General features: G+C 59.5%; 18 protein-coding genes. 9 read left to right on the top strand and 9 right to left on the bottom strand.

The window, feature by feature from the left end; genetic code table 11:
- Window positions 1-50: 50 nt before the first annotated feature.
- On the bottom strand, window positions 51-395 hold the full coding sequence (locus GRI44_RS00725; RefSeq protein WP_160599396.1) for an ArsC/Spx/MgsR family protein: 345 nt from the start codon (window positions 393-395) through the stop codon (window positions 51-53).
- 178 nt (window positions 396-573) lie between these two features.
- Here GRI44_RS00725 and GRI44_RS00720 point away from each other — a divergent pair, with 178 nt between their 5' ends.
- Window positions 574-2,679 (top strand): TonB-dependent receptor, encoded by a 2,106-nt coding sequence (locus GRI44_RS00720; RefSeq protein WP_160599395.1) that lies wholly within the window; start codon window positions 574-576, stop codon window positions 2,677-2,679.
- A gap of 15 nt (window positions 2,680-2,694) precedes the next feature.
- On the opposite strand, the gene GRI44_RS00715 is transcribed toward GRI44_RS00720, so the two are convergent.
- Both GRI44_RS00715 and GRI44_RS00710 read right to left on the bottom strand, forming a co-directional pair.
- Window positions 2,695-3,255 carry a (2Fe-2S)-binding protein gene (locus GRI44_RS00715; RefSeq protein WP_160599394.1) on the bottom strand — a complete coding sequence of 187 codons (561 nt, stop codon included), beginning with the start codon at window positions 3,253-3,255 and terminating at the stop codon, window positions 2,695-2,697.
- A 27-nt stretch (window positions 3,256-3,282) separates the two neighbouring features.
- The gene (locus GRI44_RS00710; protein ID WP_160599393.1) at window positions 3,283-4,044 is read right to left on the bottom strand and encodes a class II aldolase/adducin family protein; all 762 of its coding nucleotides are present in this window, start codon (window positions 4,042-4,044) and stop codon (window positions 3,283-3,285) included.
- Window positions 4,045-4,187: 143 nt separating this feature from the next.
- Between GRI44_RS00710 and GRI44_RS00705 the strand changes: the two genes are divergently transcribed.
- The 8 genes from GRI44_RS00705 to GRI44_RS00670 all read left to right on the top strand — a co-directional run bounded on the left by GRI44_RS00705 (window position 4,188) and on the right by GRI44_RS00670 (window position 14,439).
- Complete coding sequence (locus tag GRI44_RS00705; protein WP_160599392.1) at window positions 4,188-5,567, top strand: MATE family efflux transporter; 1,380 nt, start codon at window positions 4,188-4,190, stop codon at window positions 5,565-5,567.
- 87 nt (window positions 5,568-5,654) lie between these two features.
- Window positions 5,655-8,033 carry a chemotaxis protein CheA gene (locus GRI44_RS00700; protein WP_160599391.1) on the top strand — a complete coding sequence of 793 codons (2,379 nt, stop codon included), beginning with the start codon at window positions 5,655-5,657 and terminating at the stop codon, window positions 8,031-8,033.
- The gene (locus GRI44_RS00695; protein ID WP_232842933.1) at window positions 8,030-8,476 is read left to right on the top strand and encodes a chemotaxis protein CheW; all 447 of its coding nucleotides are present in this window, start codon (window positions 8,030-8,032) and stop codon (window positions 8,474-8,476) included. Before GRI44_RS00700 ends, GRI44_RS00695 begins: the two co-directional genes overlap by 4 nt.
- A gap of 54 nt (window positions 8,477-8,530) precedes the next feature.
- Window positions 8,531-8,896 (top strand): response regulator, encoded by a 366-nt coding sequence (locus tag GRI44_RS00690; protein WP_160599390.1) that lies wholly within the window; start codon window positions 8,531-8,533, stop codon window positions 8,894-8,896.
- Window positions 8,897-9,068: 172 nt separating this feature from the next.
- On the top strand, window positions 9,069-10,103 hold the full coding sequence (gene cheB / locus GRI44_RS00685) for a chemotaxis-specific protein-glutamate methyltransferase CheB (RefSeq protein ID WP_160599389.1): 1,035 nt from the start codon (window positions 9,069-9,071) through the stop codon (window positions 10,101-10,103).
- Window positions 10,094-11,005: a CheR family methyltransferase gene (locus tag GRI44_RS00680; protein WP_160599388.1), complete on the top strand. Its 912-nt coding sequence runs from the start codon at window positions 10,094-10,096 to the stop codon at window positions 11,003-11,005. Before cheB ends, GRI44_RS00680 begins: the two co-directional genes overlap by 10 nt.
- Window positions 11,006-11,086: 81 nt before the next feature.
- Window positions 11,087-12,622, top strand: coding sequence for a putative bifunctional diguanylate cyclase/phosphodiesterase (locus GRI44_RS00675; RefSeq protein ID WP_332872320.1), 1,536 nt, complete (start codon window positions 11,087-11,089; stop codon window positions 12,620-12,622).
- The gene (locus GRI44_RS00670) at window positions 12,619-14,439 is read left to right on the top strand and encodes a methyl-accepting chemotaxis protein (protein ID WP_232842932.1); all 1,821 of its coding nucleotides are present in this window, start codon (window positions 12,619-12,621) and stop codon (window positions 14,437-14,439) included. The genes GRI44_RS00675 and GRI44_RS00670 overlap by 4 nt, the downstream gene beginning before the upstream one ends.
- 32 nt (window positions 14,440-14,471) lie before the next feature.
- Here GRI44_RS00670 and GRI44_RS00665 read toward each other — a convergent pair whose 3' ends face one another.
- From GRI44_RS00665 to GRI44_RS00640, 6 genes are all read right to left on the bottom strand, one after another.
- Window positions 14,472-15,098, bottom strand: coding sequence for a glutathione S-transferase (locus GRI44_RS00665; protein ID WP_160599387.1), 627 nt, complete (start codon window positions 15,096-15,098; stop codon window positions 14,472-14,474).
- The gene (trhO, locus tag GRI44_RS00660; protein ID WP_160599386.1) at window positions 15,095-16,069 is read right to left on the bottom strand and encodes an oxygen-dependent tRNA uridine(34) hydroxylase TrhO; all 975 of its coding nucleotides are present in this window, start codon (window positions 16,067-16,069) and stop codon (window positions 15,095-15,097) included. The genes GRI44_RS00665 and trhO overlap by 4 nt, the downstream gene beginning before the upstream one ends.
- A gap of 61 nt (window positions 16,070-16,130) precedes the next feature.
- On the bottom strand, window positions 16,131-16,523 hold the full coding sequence (locus GRI44_RS00655; protein ID WP_160599385.1) for a hypothetical protein: 393 nt from the start codon (window positions 16,521-16,523) through the stop codon (window positions 16,131-16,133).
- A 16-nt stretch (window positions 16,524-16,539) separates the two neighbouring features.
- Window positions 16,540-16,938: a SnoaL-like domain-containing protein gene (locus GRI44_RS00650; protein WP_160599384.1), complete on the bottom strand. Its 399-nt coding sequence runs from the start codon at window positions 16,936-16,938 to the stop codon at window positions 16,540-16,542.
- Between the two features lie 115 nt (window positions 16,939-17,053).
- The gene (locus tag GRI44_RS00645; protein ID WP_202386111.1) at window positions 17,054-17,596 is read right to left on the bottom strand and encodes a hypothetical protein; all 543 of its coding nucleotides are present in this window, start codon (window positions 17,594-17,596) and stop codon (window positions 17,054-17,056) included.
- 192 nt (window positions 17,597-17,788) lie between these two features.
- Window positions 17,789-19,981 (bottom strand): hypothetical protein, encoded by a 2,193-nt coding sequence (locus tag GRI44_RS00640; protein WP_160599383.1) that lies wholly within the window; start codon window positions 19,979-19,981, stop codon window positions 17,789-17,791.
- Between the last annotated feature and the right edge of the window lie 144 nt (window positions 19,982-20,125).

The raw sequence follows: 20,125 nt of genomic DNA, 5'->3' as shown, positions 1-20,125 counted from the left end.
GGCCTGACACAAACGCCCGGGCCAAAGTTCAGGCCGAAGCTGGGCGCATATCAGAGAATGTCTTCGACCTTTTCCTTCGGCCTGCACAAGGCCACCCCTTTTTCCGTTTCCACCAGCGGGCGTTCGATCAGGATGGGGTCGGAAACCATCGCGTCCAGCACGGCATCGTCATCAGCGGCGGGAAGCCCGCGCGCTTCTGCATCCGTGCCGCGCATCCTCAGGCTTTCCGCCGGGCTCATGCCGGCATCGCGAAATAATTGCGCCAGCTTTTCGCGCGTTGGCGGTGTTTCCAGATAGCGAATGACAGTGAGGTCGACACCGTCCCTCGCTTCCAGAATTGCGAGCGTCCCTCGCGAAGTGCCGCAGTTGGGATTGTGCCAGATGGTGGCTTTCACGCTTATTCTCCGTTGATATTCATAGGCCCGCCTTGGCCGCCATTTGCTTTAACGCCCATGCGAACTGACGCCAAGGCATGACATTTTTGCCGCGCCACCCCAGACTATGGTTGCAATTGCAAACCATTCGCAATAGCAGGACGCCAGAAGCGAGAACGAGTCGCAATAAGGGATCTCCATGTACTTTACCAAATTCCGCACCGCACTGCTGGCCAGTGCCATTCTGGCCGTTCCTGCAGCGCCCGCATTTGCCGCTGCAGAAGCAGAGCCGGAGCGCGATTATCTGCCGTCGGAAATTGTCGTGACCGGCCTGGCTGATGGCTATTCCGCCAATGATGGTTCCACCGCGACCAAAACCCCCACACCGCTGATCGACGTGCCGCAAAGCGTGTCTGTAATCACGGATGACCAGTTGCAGGATCAGGCCATCCGCCAGCTTGGCGATGCGCTGCGCTACATTCCCGGCATTTCGCTGGAAACCGGCGAAGGCCACCGCGACGAAGTGTTCATCCGCGGACAGGAATCGAGCGCGGATTTCTATCTCGACGGGCTGCGCGATGATGCGCAATATTACCGCTCGCTTTACAATGTCGAACGGATCGAAGTGCTGAAAGGGGCCAATGCGCTCATCTTCGGGCGCGGCGGCGGGGGAGGTGTGGTCAACCGCGTCAGCAAGACAGCCAGCCTGACCGATCAATTTGCCGAATTCGAAGGGTCGGTGGATAATTTCGGCGCATTTGCGCTCACGACCGACCTCAACCAGCCGCTGTCCGGGACAGTGGGTGCGCGGCTGAACGCCACTTACGAGGAATTCGCCAATGCCCGCGATTTTTACGAAGGGCGCTTTATTGGCATTTCCCCCACCATCACCGCAGAACTGGGCGCGGATACCCGCATAACCACCAGCTATTCCTATGATGATGATGCCCGCGTCACCGATCGCGGTGTGCCTGCGCTGGGCGGCCTGCCCCTGTCCGGATATGACAAGACGTTTTTCGGTGATGCGAATTTCAACTACGCGACATCCGAGGCGCATATTGGCCGCGCGCGCATCGACCATCGCTTTTCGGCAGGGCTGACTGCCAATGCGTCGGTGCAATATGCCAATTATGACAAGGCCTATGCCAATGTCCTGCCGCGCAGCACCAATGGCACCACAGTCGACCTGACCGGATACCGCGATGTTACCGCCCGCGAAAATCTGATTGGCCAGGCAAATCTGGTCTGGGAAACCGGCACTGGCAGCGTTGATCATACCATCATGATTGGCCTTGAAGCCGGTTGGCAAGATACGCAGAACAGCCGCCAGAACGTGCTGTTCGATACCGGCTTTGGCCTTGCCTCGGCTGCCACCGTCCCGCTGGCGCGGCAGATTTTCGTGCCGCCGGTGTCACTGACCGACCCGGCCCGCATCCGCGACAGCCAGCTTGAAACCCTGTCGCTTTATGCGCAGGACCAAATCAAGATTGGTGACCATCTGGAACTGGTCGGCGGCGTGCGCTGGGACCGGTTCGACCTTGATACTGTCGAACTTCTGAGCGGTGTTGCAGGCTCGCGCGTTGATGAAATGGTCAGCCCGCGGTTTGGCATGGTGGTAAAACCCAATGATACGCTGTCGATCTATGCCAGTTACACCACCAGCTTCCTGCCGCAATCCGGCGACCAGTTCCTGGCGCTGACGCCGGATACTCAGGCCTTCGAACCGGAAAAGTTCACCAATTACGAAGTAGGCGCAAAGTGGCTGCTGAAACCGGATCTGTTCCTGACGGCTGCGGCGTTCCGGCTGGACCGCAGCAACAGCCGCGCGCCTGATCCGGCCAACACCGGCCTGTCCATCCTGACCGGCGCCAGCCGAACGCAAGGTGCAGAATTCAGCCTGGTGGGCAAGATTACGTCCAACTGGGAAGGCAGCCTCAGCTACACCTATATGGACGGCGAATTGCGGACCACCACCGATGCAGGCGCGGCAGGCACGCGGTTGCAGCAATTGCCGCGCCACCAGATTTCCGCGTGGAACAGGTTCCAGATTACCGACCGGTTCGCGATTGGGGCAGGTGCGATTTATCAGGACGACCAGTTCGCATCCTATTCCGGCGATGTCGTGCTGCCGTCATACTGGCGCTTTGACGCGGCGGCATTTTATGAAGTGGCCGACAATGCGACCATCCAGCTCAATATCCAGAACCTGTTTGACGAAAATTACTACGCCAGCGCGCATGGTGACAACAATATCCAGCCCGGCGCGCCGCTAACGGCCCGCCTGGGCCTGCGCCTGACACTATAGGCCAAACGCTATAAATCAGTCGGCAGTGGCTGGGCCTGTTTCAGGTGCAGCCATTGCCGGCACGGTGCGGGCCGCATCTTCTGCGCTGATGCCGGGGGCGGGCGCGGCGCTGATGCGTTCCTGACGCTGAGCCACGCGCCCTGCCCGCTGGATGGCGCTGACCAACCTTGGATAGACCCCGCAGCGGCACAGGTTGGGGACTGCCGCTTCGATATCCGCCTTGGTCGGCGCGGGGTTTTTCTGGATCAGCGCTGCTGCCGCCATCACCATGCCGGGCGTGCAAAAGCCGCACTGGATGGCCTGTTCAGCCACCATCGCCTGCTGCACGGGGTGCGATCGGTCACGCGACAGCCCTTCGACAGTGGTGACAAAACGCCCTTCTGCTTCGGCAATGGTAATGAGGCAGCTACGCAGCGCCTCCCCATCCACGATGACCATGCACGCACCGCAATCGCCCACGCCGCAGCCATATTTGGTGCCGGTCAGATTGGCCGCATCGCGCAATGCCCACAGCAAGGGGGTGTCTCCATCCAGATTGAACTGAACGGGCCGTCCATTTACGGTCATGGCTGACATGATTATGTGCCTTTCGCGCCGTATCGGCTATTCGCGCCAGCCGCGGTCGATGCGGTCGATACGGCGCTTCCACGCCTCAAAATCGGCCACACCGGGCCCGCCCGGTGCCTGTGCTTGCCCCAGATCGCGCTGATGCACCGCAATCACCGCGTCGGAAACATGGATGGGCTGGCCCATCGACATGGTGGCCACCTGAATTTCACAAGCGCGTTGCAGCGACCATGCCTGCACGAACATTTCCGGAATTGTGCGCCCCATCACCACCGGGCCGTGATTGCGCAGCATCAATATATGCTTGCCGTCCAGATTGGCGAGCAGGCGTTCGCCTTCCTCGGCGCGCACGGTAATGCCCTCAAAATCATGATAGCCGATTTTGCCGATGAAATTGCAGGCGTAAAAACTGATTGGCAACAACCCGCCTTCGCTGGCGCATACTGCCATCGCAGCAGTGGTATGGGTGTGGCAGATGGCGTGGGCGGAACGGACATGCTGATGAAAATAGGCATGCTGCGTAAATCCGGCCTTGTTGACCGGATAGGTGCTGCCATCCAGCGTGTTGCCATCAATATCGATCTTGACCAGATTGGACGCGGTCACTTCTGAATACATCAGGCCGAAAGGATTGATGAGAAACGCAGCATCTTCGCCCGGCACCCGCACGGAAATGTGGTTATAGATCGATTCCGACCAGCCCAGATGGTCAAAAATGCGGTAGCAGGCAGCAAGATCGAGACGGGCCTGCCATTCCGCTTCGCTGCATTCCATGGTCGGTTTCAGCTGGCTTGCCACGATACACTCCTGTTCCTGCACTGCCGCGCACTATCGCACGGCAACAGCGCCGCGCACAAGATGGCAGGGGCTGCTGGCGGTGTTCTTGTCTACAATTGCCAAAACCCTTTGCACATCCGGCACGCACCGCTAACGCCGCGATGATGAGCAAGGATGCCAAACTGACACGCGGGACCATCCGCGGGCATCTGGTGGCGCAGACTGTGCCGATGATTATTGGCGTGGCGGCGATCATGTCGATCGGGCTGGTGGATTCCTATTTCATCGGGCAGCTGGGGGCGGACCAGCTGGCGGCGATCAGCTTCATCTTCCCAATCAGCGTTGCCCTCACCAGCCTGGGGGTGGGCGTTTCGGTGGGCATCAATTCAGTGGTCGCCCGCGCCCTTGGCGAAGGGGACAGCGCCAGCGCAGCGCGGCGCGCCAATTTCGGCATGGTGTTTGCCGTGGGGCTAGGCGCGGTCATGGGACTGGGCCTGTTTCTGGCGCTGGACCCGCTGTTTCGCCTGATGCAGGCGCCCGATAATCTGATGCCCTATATCCGCATCTATATGCAGCCATTTGCCATGGGTTTCCCGCTGTTGATGGGGATCATGGGCATTAACGGAGTTCTGCGCGGCCAGGGCGAGGCCAAGCGCACGTCAGTCATTTCTCTTACTTACGCCAGCGCCAATTGGGTGCTGGACCCGCTGCTGATCACAGGCGCACTCGGTGTGGAGGGCTTTGGCATTGCCGGCGCTGCCTATGCCACGCTGATCGGATGGGCAATCGCGGTCTTGCTGGGGCTGTTTCTGCTGCGCTCCACCGCATTGCCGATTGATATAAAGGTGCTGAAAGACTGCAACATGGGCGCATCGCTCCGCTCTATTGCGGGCGTAGCGGGGCCCGCCGCCTTTTCCAACGCCATCAACCCCATTGGCCTGTCCGTGCTGACCGCGCTGGTCGCCGCGCAGGGGCAGGACGCAGTGGCCGGGTTTGGCGCAGCGGGCCGGTTGCAGAGCTTTGCCGTGGTGCCGTTGCTGGCGCTTTCGGCGTCAATCGGGGCGATTGTGGGGCAGAACTGGGGCGCGGGCCAGCAGGACAGATCGCGTAGCGCCATGGTCTGGGCGGGCGGTTTCTGCCTTGCGTATGGCGCCGCACTTGCAGTCATGCTGTTTGCTGCGGGTGACTGGTTTGCCGCCTTTTTCACCGATGATGCAGACGTTATTGCCGCCTTTTCCAGCTATCTCAGCATCGCGGCATGGGGCTATGCCGGTTATGGGCTGCTTATTGTCAGCAATGGCGCGCTCAATTCTGTGGGCCGCGCCGGAACCGCGCTGATCCAGTCCTTCGCCAGGGTATTTCTGGTGATGCTGCCCTTTGCATGGCTGCTGCGCCCAGCCTGGGGCGCAGAAGCCGTCTACGCTGCGGAACTGGCGGCCAATGCCATTGGTGGCACTGTGGCAGCTATCATCGTGTGGCGTGTCCTTCGCAGCCGCACGCTCAGATCTGCATCGCACGGAATTTCCAGCACTTCGCAGCAATAGTGACGCTTCGTTAACCATCGCCCTTCATAGAGGTTTCTGAATTTGCACCAGTGATAGTGGACAGCAAATGCCGGGGGGTTTTGACAGATGGACGATTTGCTGGCGGAATTCGTGGCCGAAACGCGCGAAATGCTGGAAGCAATCGCGGGCGAAATCGTCGCCTGGGAAGCCGACCCTGCCGATAGAGCGCGGCTCGACGGAATTTTCCGCTTTGTCCACACTGTCAAAGGCAATTGCGGTTTCTTTGATTTTCCGCGTCTGGAAAAACTCAGCCATGCCGCTGAAAGTGTCCTGGCCGAAGTGCGTGCCGGCAGGCGGGTGCCGGATGTCGGGCTGGTTAATGCCGTCCTGGCCATCATCGACCGGATATCCCAGATGGCCGATGCCATTGATGCAGGGCAAGATTTGCCCGGCACGGGCGATGACGATCTGATTGCCGCACTGGAACCAGATGCCACAGAAGCAGAGGGCGATGGGGTTGGCGCCGCTGCCAGCGGTGCTACCATGCAGGACGACACGAACGAAAAGACCATCGGCGCGCACCAGACCGTGACCCCGCGCAGCATCCGCCTGCCGGTGGAATTGCTGGACCGGGTGATGAGCGGCATTTCCGACATGGTGCTGGCGCGAAATGATCTGGCACGGCGCTTGCGCGATGCAGGGGCGCAGCCGACCATCGACGGGCCGTTTGAACGGCTGACCGGCATACTGACCGATGTGCGCGAAGCTGTGACCCGGATGCGGATGCAGCGGATTGAACATTTGTACAATGCCCTGCCCCGTCTGGTGCGTGATCTGTCCGCCGACCTTGGCAAGCAGGTGATGATCGACCTCGAAGGCGGCGATGTCGAGCTGGACCGCGAAATGATTGAAATGATCCGCGACCCGGTCACCCACATCATTCGCAATGCCATTGACCATGGGATTGAAACGCCCGCCACGCGGCTTGCTGCTGGCAAACGTGAAATTGGCCTGCTCAGTTTCGCCGCGCGCCAGTCCGGCAACAAGATCACTATCACCATCACCGATGATGGCCGCGGGCTGGATCTGGCGAAACTGGCCAGCAAGGCAGTGGCAGCCCATATTGTATCGCAGCGCGAAGCTGATGAAATGTCGCGCAATCAGTTACAGCAGCTCATCTTCGAACCCGGCCTTTCCACTGCCGATACCGTCAGCAATGTTTCGGGACGCGGCGTGGGCATGGATGTGGTGCGGGCAAATCTGGAGAAAATCGGCGGCACCATCCAGGTCAGAAGCAAGGCTGGTGAAGGCACGCTGTTCATCCTCGAAATCCCCCTGACCCTGAGCATTGTGGCGGGCCTGACAGTGGGCGCAGAAGGGCAGCGTTTTGCCATTCCGCGGTCCTACGTTGAAGAAATTGTCCATGGCGCGGCTGCTTCGCTCGAATATTCCACCGTGGGTGACAGCGAACTGGTCACATTCCGCGGCAAGCGCATTGCCTGCCTTTCGCTCGCCAATGTCCTGGGTATGACCCGGGGGCAAAGCGTGCGCGGCAAGACGCTGGTGCTGGTCCGGCTGGGCAGCGGCGATCTGTTTGCCGTGGCAGTTGACCGGATTTATGATCACGAAGATCTGGTGGTAAAACCACTGGCCCCTGCAGTGATGGCCACCGGCGTTTATGCCGGCACCACGCTGCTGGATGATGGCAGCCCCATCCTGATGCTGGATATGCCGACCATTGCGCAGCAAAACGGGCTGGTCAGCGAAGTGCGCCTGCGCCCCGCCAGCGTCGAACCTGAGGATGTCGAAGTGTCGGAAAAAACCCGCCCGGTCATGCTGTTTGTGGGCATTGACGGACGCCGCCGCGCCATGGACATGGATATTGTCCGCCGGATCGATATTGCGCCTGTGGCCGCCATCGATATTGAAGGGGCGCGCGCGCAAATTGTGATTGACGGCGAAATTTTGCCGCTGGTCGGCGCATATGGCGGCGCAATGCCGGCCGATAAACTCAAGCTGCTGCGACTGTCGGACGGAACATGCGAACTGGCCTATGCCGTGCGCGAAGTGTCCGATGCAGCGGTCATAGACAGTGCCATTGTGCCTGCGGGCGCCGATGATGATCTGATCGAAGGCGTAACCCTGATCGGCGGAGAGCCGGTGGGTATTATTGACGGCATGAAGCTGTTTGCCCGCCATGGTAGCCCGCCGCAAAGCAGCGTCCCGCTTGTCTGCCGTCTGCCTGCCGCTGATGGCTGGGCCCGCACAATGCTGGAACCATTGGTGAAAGCTGCCGGATACAGGCTGGCCGCATCCGATGATGAAGCCGCCGATGTCACCATCCTGATGGAAAATGATGACGCTGAGACCAGCGATCATGACGGCCAGATCATCTGCCTTCATGCCGATGCAGAAGCGCCGGTGAGCACAGCCGACAGGATTTACCGATATGACAGGGATGCGCTGCTGGGCGCGCTCAGAACCGCACGCGGGGGACGGCCATGATGGACGAATTGCTAGTGATGACGGTCATTGCCGGACGGCGCGCGGCATTTCGCGCGGTGGAAGTGCAGGCCGTGATCGAGATTGAAATTATCCACCCCGTGCCGCGCGCACCCGATTTCATCGCCGGGCTTACTGCCCTGCGCAGCCAGTCTTTGACCGTGATTGACTGCCGCCGTTCGCTTGGCCTTGCCGGCGATAGCGCAGCAGACAGCCGCGCCGCCGTGGTCGAAGTGGGCGGCCACCCCTACGCGCTGCTGGTCGATACCGTCGAAGATGTGGTCGAGGCCCGTTCCGCGCCTCACCCTGTTCCAGGCGGGCTTGGTGCTGCATGGGAACGCGTGGGAATCGGGATGATCGAAACAGACGCAGAACCTGCGCTGCTGGTAGATATTGCTAAAATGGTGGCCGGGCCGGATCAGGCGATCCGCGGATTGGCGGCTTAAGTGATTAGTTACCTCAGCCATTTACAAGCAACATTTACATAAGGGGTCGCATCCATGAAAAGTTGCCTGATCGTCGACGACTCGCGTGTCATCCGCAAGGTTTCCCGGCATATTCTCGAATCGCTGGGCTTTAGTGTCGAAGAAGCAGAAAATGGCCGCGACGGTCTGGAATGCTGCACTGTGGCCATGCCCGATGTCGTTTTGCTCGACTGGAATATGCCGGTGATGACCGGCATCGAATTTATCACCCAGCTTCGCCAGCGGGACGATGGTGACAAACCCAAAGTGGTTTTCTGCACCACCGAAAACGACATTTCCCATATCCGTGAAGCCATCAGCGCAGGCGCGGACGAATATGTCATGAAGCCATTTGACCATGAAACGCTGCAAATCAAATTGCAGCTGGTGGGCATGGCCTGAGGGCCAGGCCGTGAACGCGCCTGTCGAACCTGCCTGGCCGCCCGGCTCCCACTCTTCAGGGCACCATTCCTCAGCACCCCTATCCACAGCGCACCAATCCACAGGGCACCAATCCACAGGGCACCAATCCAAAGGGCGCCTTTCCAGCCGGTCACGGCCCGAAGTGCGGGTCATGATTGTCGACGATTCCCTGATTGTGCGAACCGTATTGTCGCGCATCATTGACGATGCCGATGGTTACCACATAGTCGCCAAGGCCAGCAGCGCCGAACTGGCTCTGGCTGAACTCGACACGATTACCGCCGATGTCATCCTGCTGGATCTGGAAATGCCGGGTATGGGCGGGCTGGATGCGCTGCCTAAAATTCTGGCGAAAGCCAATGGCGCGCAGGTTCTGGTGGTATCGTCGCTGACCGATGATGGCGCTGAACATACTATTTCGGCCATGCAAATGGGCGCCGCCGACACCATGCTCAAACCGCGCTCCGGCGGGTTTGACCAGCCATATCGCGCCGCATTGCTGGCCAAGATCAGGGCGCTATGCCCCCGCCGCGGTGCGGCTGAACCTGTCAGTGCCGCGGTGCTGCCAACCTCCCCTGTTCTGCGCCCCTCGCCAAAGATATCGCCGCAGGTTCTGGCAATCGGCGCGTCGACGGGCGGCATCCATGCCTTGTGCATTTTGCTGCGCCACCTTCCCCGCCAGATAGATATTCCCATCCTAGTCACCCAGCATCTGCCCGAATCGTTCATGAACGTATTTGCGCGCCAGTTGGAAGTGGCTGGCAATCGCAAAGCTGTGGTTGCCGGCCATCGCACGCGGATTGAGCGCGGCACAATTGTGGTGGCGCCGGGTGACGGCCATATGCAGATTGCGCGCAACGGCGCTGACCTGTGCACCACAATCGGCCATTATCCAGTCAGCAGCGGCTGCACGCCATCGGTTGATCCCATGTTCGAAACCTTGGGCCAGGCTATCGGCAGCCGCGCGCTTGGCATCGTCCTGTCGGGCATGGGCCGCGACGGGGTGGAAGGCGCCGCCAAGCTGGTTGCAGCAGGCGGCACCGTGATTGCTCAGGACGAGCAAAGCTCAGCAGTATGGGGGATGCCCCGCGCGGTGGCCGAAGCCGGGCTGACGTCTGCCATTCTCCCGCCTGAAGCCATTGCGCTCAGAATTGCCGCCCATGCCGGAGCCGCGGCATGGAAGTAAGCGACATTTCCCACAAGATCATTGCCGATCTTCTGACCGCACGGTCCGGCCAGCAGCTGACCGAAGGTCGCCGCTGGCGTGTGGGCTCGGCCCTGTCCGGCATTTTCCGTGAACGCGGCATAAGCAATGTCGATCAGCTTGTCTGCCTGCTGGCAGAACCCAGCGGCGATGAACTGGCGCAGCAGGTGGTCGAGGCGTTGCTGAATAATGAAACCTATTTTTTCCGTGATCGGGTCATGTTCGAACTGCTCGACCAGCAGGCATTGCGGGCTCTTGCCGAAAGAAGGGCCGATACCAGAAAACTGGCCATCTGGTCTGCGGGCTGCTCCACCGGGCAAGAGGCCCTGTCCCTTGCCATGATGTTTACAGAACAGGCGAAACGCTGGGCCGGATGGGACATCACCATCCACGGAACGGATGTTTCAACCCAGGCGATTTCAGCCGCCCGCAATGCGCGCTACACCCAATTCGAAATTCAGCGGGGCTTGGGTGTCACCCAGATGATTTCCCATTTCGAGGAAACGCCCGAGGGGTGGAAAGCCAGCCCGAAACTGCAGAAAATGGTCCGTTTCAAAGTCCGCAACATACTGGACCCGCCAGAAAGTCTGCAACGCTATGACCTGGTGCTGTGCCGCAACGTCCTGCTGTATTTCGATGGGCCTACGCGTGAGCGCGCATTTGACAGGTTGGCGCAGAGCATGGCGCCTGACGGCCTGCTGATGCTGGGCGCGGGCGAGACCACAGTGGGCCGGACGGGAAGTTTCGAACCGGTAAAGGGTATGCAGGGCCTGTATGGCCGCGCATTTCCCAATTCCGCCATCAACCAGCCGCCAACACGGGCCGGGCACAGTGCGAAAAACGCACCGCCATTAATGCCGCTGGTGGGCGGGGCACGAGGGTAAATCACGATTTAACAGTTCTTTAGGCTCGGCACGCTAAGTGTCTTTGTCGAGGGATCAGTCTCTCGACCTTGGGGGGTTTGGGTGCTCAATTTTCTGAAGAAATCGGGTCTTAACCCCAAGGCGCTGGTAATTGCGCCATTGCTGGTGCTGACCTCTATCTTCGTCCTGCTGGCTGGCCTGCTCCTTATCAGTGGAAATGTGCCCACCGTGGCCGCTGCAGCACTTCTGGCTGGCGGGGTCGCCATATATGCCGTCGCGGCAGCCATGCTGTTCCGCATGGGCATCAGCAATCTTGCCCGGCTGGAAAGCCTTGGCCGCACCGACAGCCTCAGCCTGCTCCCCAACCGGCGTGCATTGCACCATGATACGCAGGCCGTGCTGGACAGCGGGGAAGAAGTCGCGGTTGCCCTCATCGACCTTGACGGGTTCAAACTGGTGAATGACCTTTATGGCCACCAGGTGGGCGACAGTGTCATCAGGCAGGTTGCATCGATATTGCGGGAGGTGTGTGACGGCAATGCCAGCACCTACCGCCTTGGCGGCGACGAATTTGCGCTGACCATGGCAGGCACCTTGTCTGGCACCATTCTGGAAGGCATCTGCCGCGGTGTGCTGGAACGCCTGGTTCACCCCATCGCCATTGAAGACCGCCGCATTGGCATTGGCGCCAGCATTGGTCTGGCACGCACCAGCAAGACCCATCAATACGATTCGTCAGAATTGCTGCGTCAGGCAGATGTGGCCATGTATGTGTCGAAACGTGGCGGCAAAATGCGCTGCAGCTGGTTCCGCGAAGAATTTGACCGCAACCTCGAGGCGCTGCGGGACATGGATGACGAGCTGCGCAGCGCATTGCTCAATGAAGAATTCCGCGTGCTATACCAGCCGCTGGTGGACGCCAAGAGCCGCCGGGTCGTCTCTGTCGAGGCCCTGCTTCGCTGGGTCCGCCCGGATGGCAAATTGATCGGGCCTGATGTGTTCATCCCGATTGCCGAGGAATCCGGACTGATCAATTCGATCGGCCTGTGGGTGTTGCGGGTGGCCTGCGGCGATGCGCTGGCATGGGGCAACATCAAATTGTCGGTCAATATTTCGGCCGCCCAACTGCGTAATCCGGAATTTCCGATCCAGCTGGGCAATATTATCGAGGAAACCGGCTTTCCAGCTGAACGTCTGGAGCTGGAAATCACCGAAACCTGCCTGGTGCTTGACCCGGTGGTGGCTGAACGAAGCCTCGATATCATCCGCGGCTTTGGCGTCAGTGTGGCACTTGATGATTTTGGCACCGGCTATGCGTCCATCGGCTTCCTGCGGCAGTTTCGTTTTCAGAAATTGAAGCTCGACCGGTCGCTCGTGGTCGATTCCGCGGGTGATGAAAGTTCACGCGCGATGATGCTGTCGAGCATTTCGATGGCCCGCGCGCTGAAGATGGATGTGACTGCCGAAGGCGTGGAAACGCAGGCCCAGGCCGATCTGGTCCGGTCCGCCGGATGTGACCAGATTCAGGGCTGGCTGTATTTCCGGCCCATGCCGCCTGAAGAAATCGAGCAGCACTTGCTGCTACCGGCCAGCCCCTTTGAATGCGAACGTGACACATACGGGAAGAAAATAGCATGAGCGCGCTTGAGCACGTGGTGAAAGACATTGTCACCAATGAAGATGTCGTCGCCGCCCCGGCAGCAAATCCGCAGACAGACAGCGGGCGCGGCTTGCGCCGCTGGTTTGCGCAGCGATCCATCAGTGACAAGCTGCGGCTGTTCTCGCGCGCCAATTTCGTGGTGATGGGCATTACTGCGCTGACCCTGATTATTGGCCTGCAACAGCTTGATGCGCGGTATGAAGCGCACCAGCGGCTCAACCTTGCCGCGCTGACATCGGCAGACCTTGGCGCGCATCTGGCAGACGCACGCTTTGCCGCAGCGCAGTCCTTTGCATCGCGCAATGCAGCCGATGTGGCAGATGCCAGGCGGGCGCTGAACGAAACGCAGCGATTGCTGGCAGGGCTGGCGCTGGCGGCGGCTGATGCTGACCAGGATTTGCAGAGCAAGATTGCCCGATTTGAAATTCAGCAGGCCAGCTATGCGCAGCAAATCGGCAGCCTGACATCATTTACCGGCAGCAATGTGGGCACACGCGATGATCTGACCAGAACCATTGCCGAAAATGGCGCGTCATTGTCGCGGCAGGCGCATGATATCAAGGCTGGCTTTGTGGCCGCAGCCGATGCTTCCGAAGCAACCGGCTTCCGGTTCTTCTATGGCTTGCTCGTCGTGCTCGTTCTGGTCGGGATACTGGCGGTCGGGGTTGCGGCGGCAGGATCGCGCTTTCTCACCCGCGACATTTCGGATGCGATCCAGCGGCTGACCGCTTCGATGAAGACGCTGTCGACCGGCGAAAAGAATATTGACGTTCCCTTCGAACATCGCAGCGATGAAATAGGCGAAATGGCCCGCGCGCTGGATATTTTCCGCAGGGTTGCCTGGCGGTATGAAAGACTCAGCACCGAACGCGCCGAAGCGGCCAAGGTGGAGCTGGAGATGCAGGTCGATGCAGAACGCGAGCGGGAGAAGCAGCGCGAACGTCAGGCCGAGATACTCAAGCGCATGGCGGATAAGTTCGAACAGACCGTGGGCGATGTGGTCAGCAGCGTGGCCGCGGCATCCACCCAGCTTAAAACCACTGCTGGCGCCATGGCAGCATCCGCTGAAACATCCTCCAGTCAGGCCGGGCGCGTGGCCCATTCGATGCAGGAAGCATCAGGCGGCGTCACTGCCGCAGCCGCCGCCAGCGACGAATTCGCGATGTCGATCGGGGAAATAAGCCGGCAGGCTGCCACGTCAGCCGAACTGGCCCGCAAGGCATCGGAATCAGCCGATCTTGCCGATGTGAAAATGTCCACCCTGTCACAGGCCGCGTCGCAAGTTGGCCAGATTGTCGAATTGATCCAGTCTATCGCCCGGCGCACCAACCTTCTGGCATTGAACGCGTCCATCGAAGCCGCGCGCGGCGGCGAAGCGGGCCGAGGTTTTGCGGTGGTCGCATCAGAAGTGAAAGAACTGGCGGCACAGACCAGCCGCGCCACACAGGAAGTGGCCGACCAGATCCGCGCCATGCAGAATTCCACCAGCGACGGGGTCCATGCCCTGCGCGCCATTGGCGAGCAAGTGCAGCAGCTGGAAACCACCGCCATCTCCATTGCCTCTGCAGTGGACCAGCAATCGGTGGCAGGTCAGGATCTGGCCCGTAGCATCGATCTGGCGGCACGCAGCAGCGGCGAAGTTTCATCCAGCATCACCAATGTGCGGGAAAGTTCGCTGGCGACAGGCGCTGCCGCGGCACAAGTGCTGAATTCCGCGACCGATCTGGAAGGGCAGGCAGCCAATCTGCGCAACCACGTAGATGGATTCATGCGCCGCATTCGCGCTGACGGCTGAAAAGACCGAACTGATTTCAGACCAATGCGGCTTCAGGCGAATGTGATTTCAGGGTCACCCTCGGCCCATGGCGCTAACCGGGGCATAATCGACTGAAACAGCGGCGATCCGGTATGGTCTGCCAGCCAGGTGTGAAGCTGCGGCAAATTCTGGCTGACGAACCATTCGCGGTCAGTGGCGGCAAATTGGCGGATGAAAGGCATGATCGCCATATCTGTCAGCCCGCGTTTTTCACCTGAAAGATGGGCCTGCTGTTCCAGGCGCGTCTCTAGCGCGCGCAACATTTCCATCGCGGCGGCGCGATGCGGAAGCGGGTCGCAATCATGCCGGTTGCTGTATTTATACCGGTTCAGGTGATGCTTGAACGGGCCATCATTGGCCTCAATCAAGTCATGATCCTGACGCTCCAGCCAGCCTTCCGGATCATTTCGTGCCAACGCCAGCCGCATGATGCTGATGCTTTCATCCACCACCTCGCCGCTTGTCGTCACCAGAACCGGAACGGTGGCTTTGGCCGATGCCTCCAGCAGGGCTTCGGGCTTGTTCGATAATTTCACCTCGCGGATGGTGCACGTCGTGCCGCTCACCATCAATGCCAGCCGCGCACGCATGGCATAGGGGCAACGGCGGAAACTGTAGAGAACTGGCAAATCCGTCATTTTTTCAGCCGTGCGCCCACATGCGCCATGCCCTGGTCGGCCGCTTTCAATTCCTGCTTTTGCCGTTCGCGATAGCCAGCCCGCTGGGCCTCTGTCCGCTCGTCATAACAGCCGGGGCAGCTCACACCTGCTTCATAAAGCGGGGATGTTCGGACCTCTGGCAGGATCGGCCGGCGGCAGGCATGGCACAAATCATACGAGCCTTGCGACAGGCCGTGGCCCACTGTCACCCGCTGGTCAAAAACGAAGCATTCGCCTTCCCACAGCGAATCTTCCTCATCCACTGTTTCCAGATATTTGAGGATGCCGCCTTTCAAATGAAACACTTCCTCCACCCCTTCGGATTTGAGGAAAGCGGTGGATTTTTCGCATCTGATCCCGCCAGTGCAGAACATCGCCACTTTGGGCGGTGTGTCCCCCTGCATCAGCTTTGCCCGTTCAGCACGGAACCACTCGGGAAATTCGCGAAAGGTTTTCAGCGCCGGGTCAATGGCACCCCTGAAAGTGCCGACCTGCGTTTCATAGTCATTGCGCGTGTCGATCACGATGGTCGCCGGATCGCTGATCAGCGCATTCCAGTCTTCCGGCTCGACATATTGGCCGACATTGACCAGAGGGTCGATATCGGGCTGGCCCATGGTGACGATTTCAGGCTTGATCCGCACTTTCATGCGGTGGAATGGCATGGACGGCGCACGTGAAAATTTGACTTCGAGATCCGCAAAACCGTCAATCTGGCGAATGCCCGCCAGCACTTGTTCTATCGCATCGTCAGTGCCGGCAATGGTGCCGTTGATCCCTTCCGACGCGATCAGCAAAGTGCCCTTTACAGCCTGTTCTTCGCATATTTGCGCCAGCTGTAAACGGCTGCCTTCACGGTCCGCCACCGGTGCAAATCGGTAGAGTGCGGCAACGCAAACCGGCAAGGCAGCATCGCCCGTCAGGCGGCTTGTTTCATCATCAATCGTCATAGGCCGCTTACTTAGTGCCGATGGTTGCTTAGTCCAACCCGCTATCCATTAGTTCGGCCCATCAATGCGGCATATGCGGCAAGATACATGGCCGCGGCTTTTGCGAGCGGCAGCCATCGAAATTTTCCTGGAAACGGTTTGCTTCGGGAATTTGCCGGGGAACGGGTCTGGCGGCAGGCACCGCTGTGTCAGGTCCGGCATTTGCAGGTCCGGCACTTACATGCCCGGCAGTTTCAGCTGGCACCGCGCCTGCGGTCCTGTTCCTGTCATGGTCACTGTTCTTGTCATAATCACTGGCAGCGCGGGCGAAAATTTCGGCAGCTTTTGGCGGCATTTTCTGCTGCGCTTGCGCTGGCATGCCAAGCAGCACCGCGCACAGCAGTGCGGCGACGGATGCCGCAGTTTTGCTCATGGATGGAGGAAACACTGCGATATTGGCGATGCCATTTGCCATCATACGCTCCTTCTGCCTAAGCCGTGGTCCCGGCAGGTTCATAAAAATGCCGCTCCTCGATGATCTTGTCCTCGTGGACGGTGTAAATTGCGATTTCGCTGAACGGCGCCGCCTGGCCAGACCTGCGGTCCGTCACCATCCGGTCGATGAAAAGCGCGAATGTGTTGCCGGTAATGAACGGTCCGTCGATCATCACGTCTTCAACTATATTGTCAGCCAGCCAGCGATCGAGCCTGCGGCGCGCGGTGTTGAAACCACCCGATCCCTGCAAGCGGTCACCCGCGACGACATCGCAGGTGCTGCATTCAGGGGCGATCCATTCAACATCCTGCGCCCAGTATTTATCCGCGGCGCGGCGGGTTTCGCCAGCGGCCAGCAGGGCGGAGAAATCCTGCGCGAGGTGGGCAATCGACATGATGTCAGCAGGTCGCCATGGCGGTCACAAGACCTTTCCCGGGAATTTGTAAATTGTGTATTGCCCGGCGGGCGATTGGGTCGCAGCACCGCCCGCCGGACAACTCGGTCAGGCCCTATTTGAGGACCAATTCCTGATATTCTGTCGAACCCATCAATTCGCGCATCGATGAACGTGCGCCCGATTCCGCTGTCCGGCTGCGGTCATCCGAGGCGAGCATTGCGTTGACCTTCTTGTTGAAGGCTTCCTGCTGCGCTTTGCTGTAATAGTCCTTGTATTCGATAACCAGGATGAGGTCAGGCTCGCCATCGCGGGCATTATTGGTGGACAGGACATGATATTCCACCAGCATGCCTTCGGCCTTGGCGAATTCATTGACCTTCTTCCATTGGCCCGCAAGGTGATCCATGTAATTTTCAAACTGTCCCGGCAGGACATTGATGCGGCTGGCGGACCAGACGTTGCCGAGGTCATAATTGCTTTCCTGCGCAAAGGCAGGCGCCGCAACTGGCAGTGCCATCATCATAACGCTGGCCAACGCCGCAGATTTCATCAATTTCATGCTCTTCACCCCTAGATTGAGCGACCCGTTTGAAAATTGTGCCAGCAAACCCGGCCGGTCAGCGGCCGCAGCGCGGTTTGCACGTTTCATGTTCATGGCCCGCTCCCTCCTGCGTCCTGACAATGATCCGCCTTCCTGCGGCACCGGCAAAGCTGTCCCGCTATCGGCACAAGACCCCCGTCCCGGCCAATAATTTCAGGCAATCATTCGATATTCGATGCAGTATTTGTGCGCCTTTGCACGGCTGTCCGTCAATCGGCCCAGCGTCAATAAACCGTCAAACCAGCGTCAATCCGTCACCAATCGCATGGCAATTTTTGGTCTGGCGGTCGCTGCCTGCAATTGGTCGGCACCGGCATCGGCATCGGCATCGGCATCGGCTTCTGCCGTCATCAGGTCTGGCCAGCCATACTTATCCCACGCTGCCACCATGCCGATTTTTTTGGCAAACCCCATGAAATCAGGATGCAGTCGCACTTGCCGCGTTGGCTCCACATCCGTCCAGACAGACATCAGACCAAAGAAATTGGCCGGCGTGATCTGTTCACCCAGCGTGCGGAATACCATTTGCGCATCACCCATCCAGATGGCGGGCAGGACGATGGTGGAATCATATTTGTCCGGCAATGTGGCATGCAGCATTTCCAGAACCTGACAGTAATTGCGCCGCGCCTGATCGCAGCCGCTATGCAGCCCGCGCGCGGCCATGTCCCAATAGGCTTCCATCACCTCTGGCGGCATCGGCGCGGCACCGGCGGGCGGGAAAATGACAGTGTTCATAAGCAGACGCGTCTGCTTGTATTGTTCAACCGCCAGGTCACGGTCACCTGATGCCGCGGTTGCCGCTGCCAGCCACATGGATGGATAGCCAAGGTCAACCATGCGCTGCCCTGCGGCAATGGCGGCGTCCACATCACCAAGGTTGAGATGCGCCACACTGAGCATGGAATAATTGCGGGCGTTCACCGGATCCTGCTGAATGGCAGCCGTGATATATGGCAGGGCCTGCGCGGTGCGCCCGATATAAAGCAGGAATGACCCCAGCCTGATGCCGACATCGGGATTGTCCGGTTCCAGGCGATAGGCCTCGAACGCCAGGTCCAGCGCGCCCACGATATCGTTCTGCGTCCATTGATGGATCGCCAGCATGGACCGTGCGTGCCCTTGCATCGGCGCCAGTTCAATCGCCCGATTGGCACAGCGCGCCATCAGTTCCGATTCCTTCATGCGTTCCAGGCAAGGGGTATAGACGGCGGTATAAACATGCGCTTCGGCCAGCGCAGTCCAGCATTCCGCAAACAGGGGATCGAGTTCCAATGCTCGTTCCAGAAGCTCGATCGCCTTCGCCAGCACATTGTCGCCAATGGCGCGCACCGTCAACGCGCGGCCCTGCAGATACAGCCGGTATGCTTCGCGATTGGCCGTCATCATCCGGACGGGCGGCGGCTGGGTTTCGATATCGACCGCTCCGCACAGCCCGGTCGTCAGTCGATGCGCAACCTGCTCGCGTGATCGGAAAATATCCTCCACGCTGCCATCATAACGATGTGTCCAGATTTCAAATCCGGTTGCCCCGTCAATGAGGCGCGTATTAATGCGCACCGCATCATCATGCCGGTGCACGCACCCTTCCACCACATGGGTGACATGCAAAACCTGCGCGATTTCGGGCAGCTGCAATTCTGTATCGCGAAAATGGGATGAGGATGTGCGGCCGGTAACCAGCAGTCCCGGCACTTTGCCAAGGGAAGTGATCAGTTCATCCACCACCCCGTCAGCCAGAAAAAATTCGCCGCCCACATTATCAATCTGGTGGAATGGCAAAACCGCAATCCGGATCTTGCAATCATGCTGGCGGAACAATGCCTTCTGCCCGGCGGCTGGGTCGCGCAGCATCCATGCTTCCAGCAATTGCGCCTGTTCGACCGTTCGGCCGTTCTGCGCCAACCTGTCAAGCGCGCCATGGACACCGCCCTGAAGGCGGGCTTCGACCTGCTCCCGCCTGATCGAGATCCATTCGTCAAACGAAGGGCCGAACTGGAATTGCCCCAACAGCGCCTGCCCGCCAATCTGCATAAGCAAGCTGCAAGCCTGCGCCACATCATCGGCGGCCAATGCTTCTTCCAGCAAATCAAGATCAGTCTGGATAACGCCCGGATGCAGGCAGATGCGCGTCCGGTTAACGTCCAGCACATCAGCATCCAGCGGCTCGAACATCTTGCCCAGCGCAAGCAGGCATTGCCGCAGGCTGGCACGCGCTTGCGCTTCGAACCGCCCGGGCCACAGCAATTTACTCAGATGCTCGCGTTCCAGCGGCTCCCCCGGCATCGTACACAAAATCGCCAGCAGCGCGCTGGCACGCCGGTTGGAAATAATGATTTCGGAGTTATCACCGATACTTAGGCTGAACGGACCAAAGACAGACGCAAGCATGGCTGGAGAATTATTCACCACCAGGCTCGTGCGCCCCATAAAGTTCATCGCCCCGCCACCTTCACTGTGCCACCCCCAATGTGCCGACCCTATTATAAAGAGGGAAGAGACAATCGCAATTTCCTAAACCAACACCGCAAAGAACCTTCCGGTAAAATCGAAGACAGCCGTACTTCAGCTTTATCTACTACT

Source organism: Allopontixanthobacter confluentis (genome assembly GCF_009827615.1).
GTDB lineage: Bacteria > Pseudomonadota > Alphaproteobacteria > Sphingomonadales > Sphingomonadaceae > Allopontixanthobacter > Allopontixanthobacter confluentis.
Note: the sequence above shows the minus strand (reverse complement) of the source record. Positions and strands in the feature narration are given on the sequence as shown.

Bases quoted from the DNA above. Each gene is read 5' to 3' on its own strand.
- GRI44_RS00720 (WP_160599395.1), top strand. From the start codon at position 574: ATGTACTTTACCAAATTCCGCACCGCACTGCTGGCCAGTGCCATTCTG.
- GRI44_RS00715 (WP_160599394.1), bottom strand. From the start codon at position 3,255: ATGTCAGCCATGACCGTAAATGGACGGCCCGTTCAGTTCAATCTGGAT.
- GRI44_RS00705 (WP_160599392.1), top strand. From the start codon at position 4,188: ATGAGCAAGGATGCCAAACTGACACGCGGGACCATCCGCGGGCATCTG.
- GRI44_RS00700 (WP_160599391.1), top strand. From the start codon at position 5,655: ATGGACGATTTGCTGGCGGAATTCGTGGCCGAAACGCGCGAAATGCTG.
- GRI44_RS00695 (WP_232842933.1), top strand. From the start codon at position 8,030: ATGATGGACGAATTGCTAGTGATGACGGTCATTGCCGGACGGCGCGCG.
- GRI44_RS00690 (WP_160599390.1), top strand. From the start codon at position 8,531: ATGAAAAGTTGCCTGATCGTCGACGACTCGCGTGTCATCCGCAAGGTT.
- cheB (WP_160599389.1), top strand. From the start codon at position 9,069: ATGATTGTCGACGATTCCCTGATTGTGCGAACCGTATTGTCGCGCATC.
- GRI44_RS00680 (WP_160599388.1), top strand. From the start codon at position 10,094: ATGGAAGTAAGCGACATTTCCCACAAGATCATTGCCGATCTTCTGACC.
- GRI44_RS00670 (WP_232842932.1), top strand. From the start codon at position 12,619: ATGAGCGCGCTTGAGCACGTGGTGAAAGACATTGTCACCAATGAAGAT.
- GRI44_RS00665 (WP_160599387.1), bottom strand. From the start codon at position 15,098: ATGACGGATTTGCCAGTTCTCTACAGTTTCCGCCGTTGCCCCTATGCC.
- trhO (WP_160599386.1), bottom strand. From the start codon at position 16,069: ATGACGATTGATGATGAAACAAGCCGCCTGACGGGCGATGCTGCCTTG.
- GRI44_RS00655 (WP_160599385.1), bottom strand. From the start codon at position 16,523: ATGGCAAATGGCATCGCCAATATCGCAGTGTTTCCTCCATCCATGAGC.
- GRI44_RS00650 (WP_160599384.1), bottom strand. From the start codon at position 16,938: ATGTCGATTGCCCACCTCGCGCAGGATTTCTCCGCCCTGCTGGCCGCT.
- GRI44_RS00645 (WP_202386111.1), bottom strand. From the start codon at position 17,596: ATGAACATGAAACGTGCAAACCGCGCTGCGGCCGCTGACCGGCCGGGT.
- GRI44_RS00640 (WP_160599383.1), bottom strand. From the start codon at position 19,981: ATGAACTTTATGGGGCGCACGAGCCTGGTGGTGAATAATTCTCCAGCC.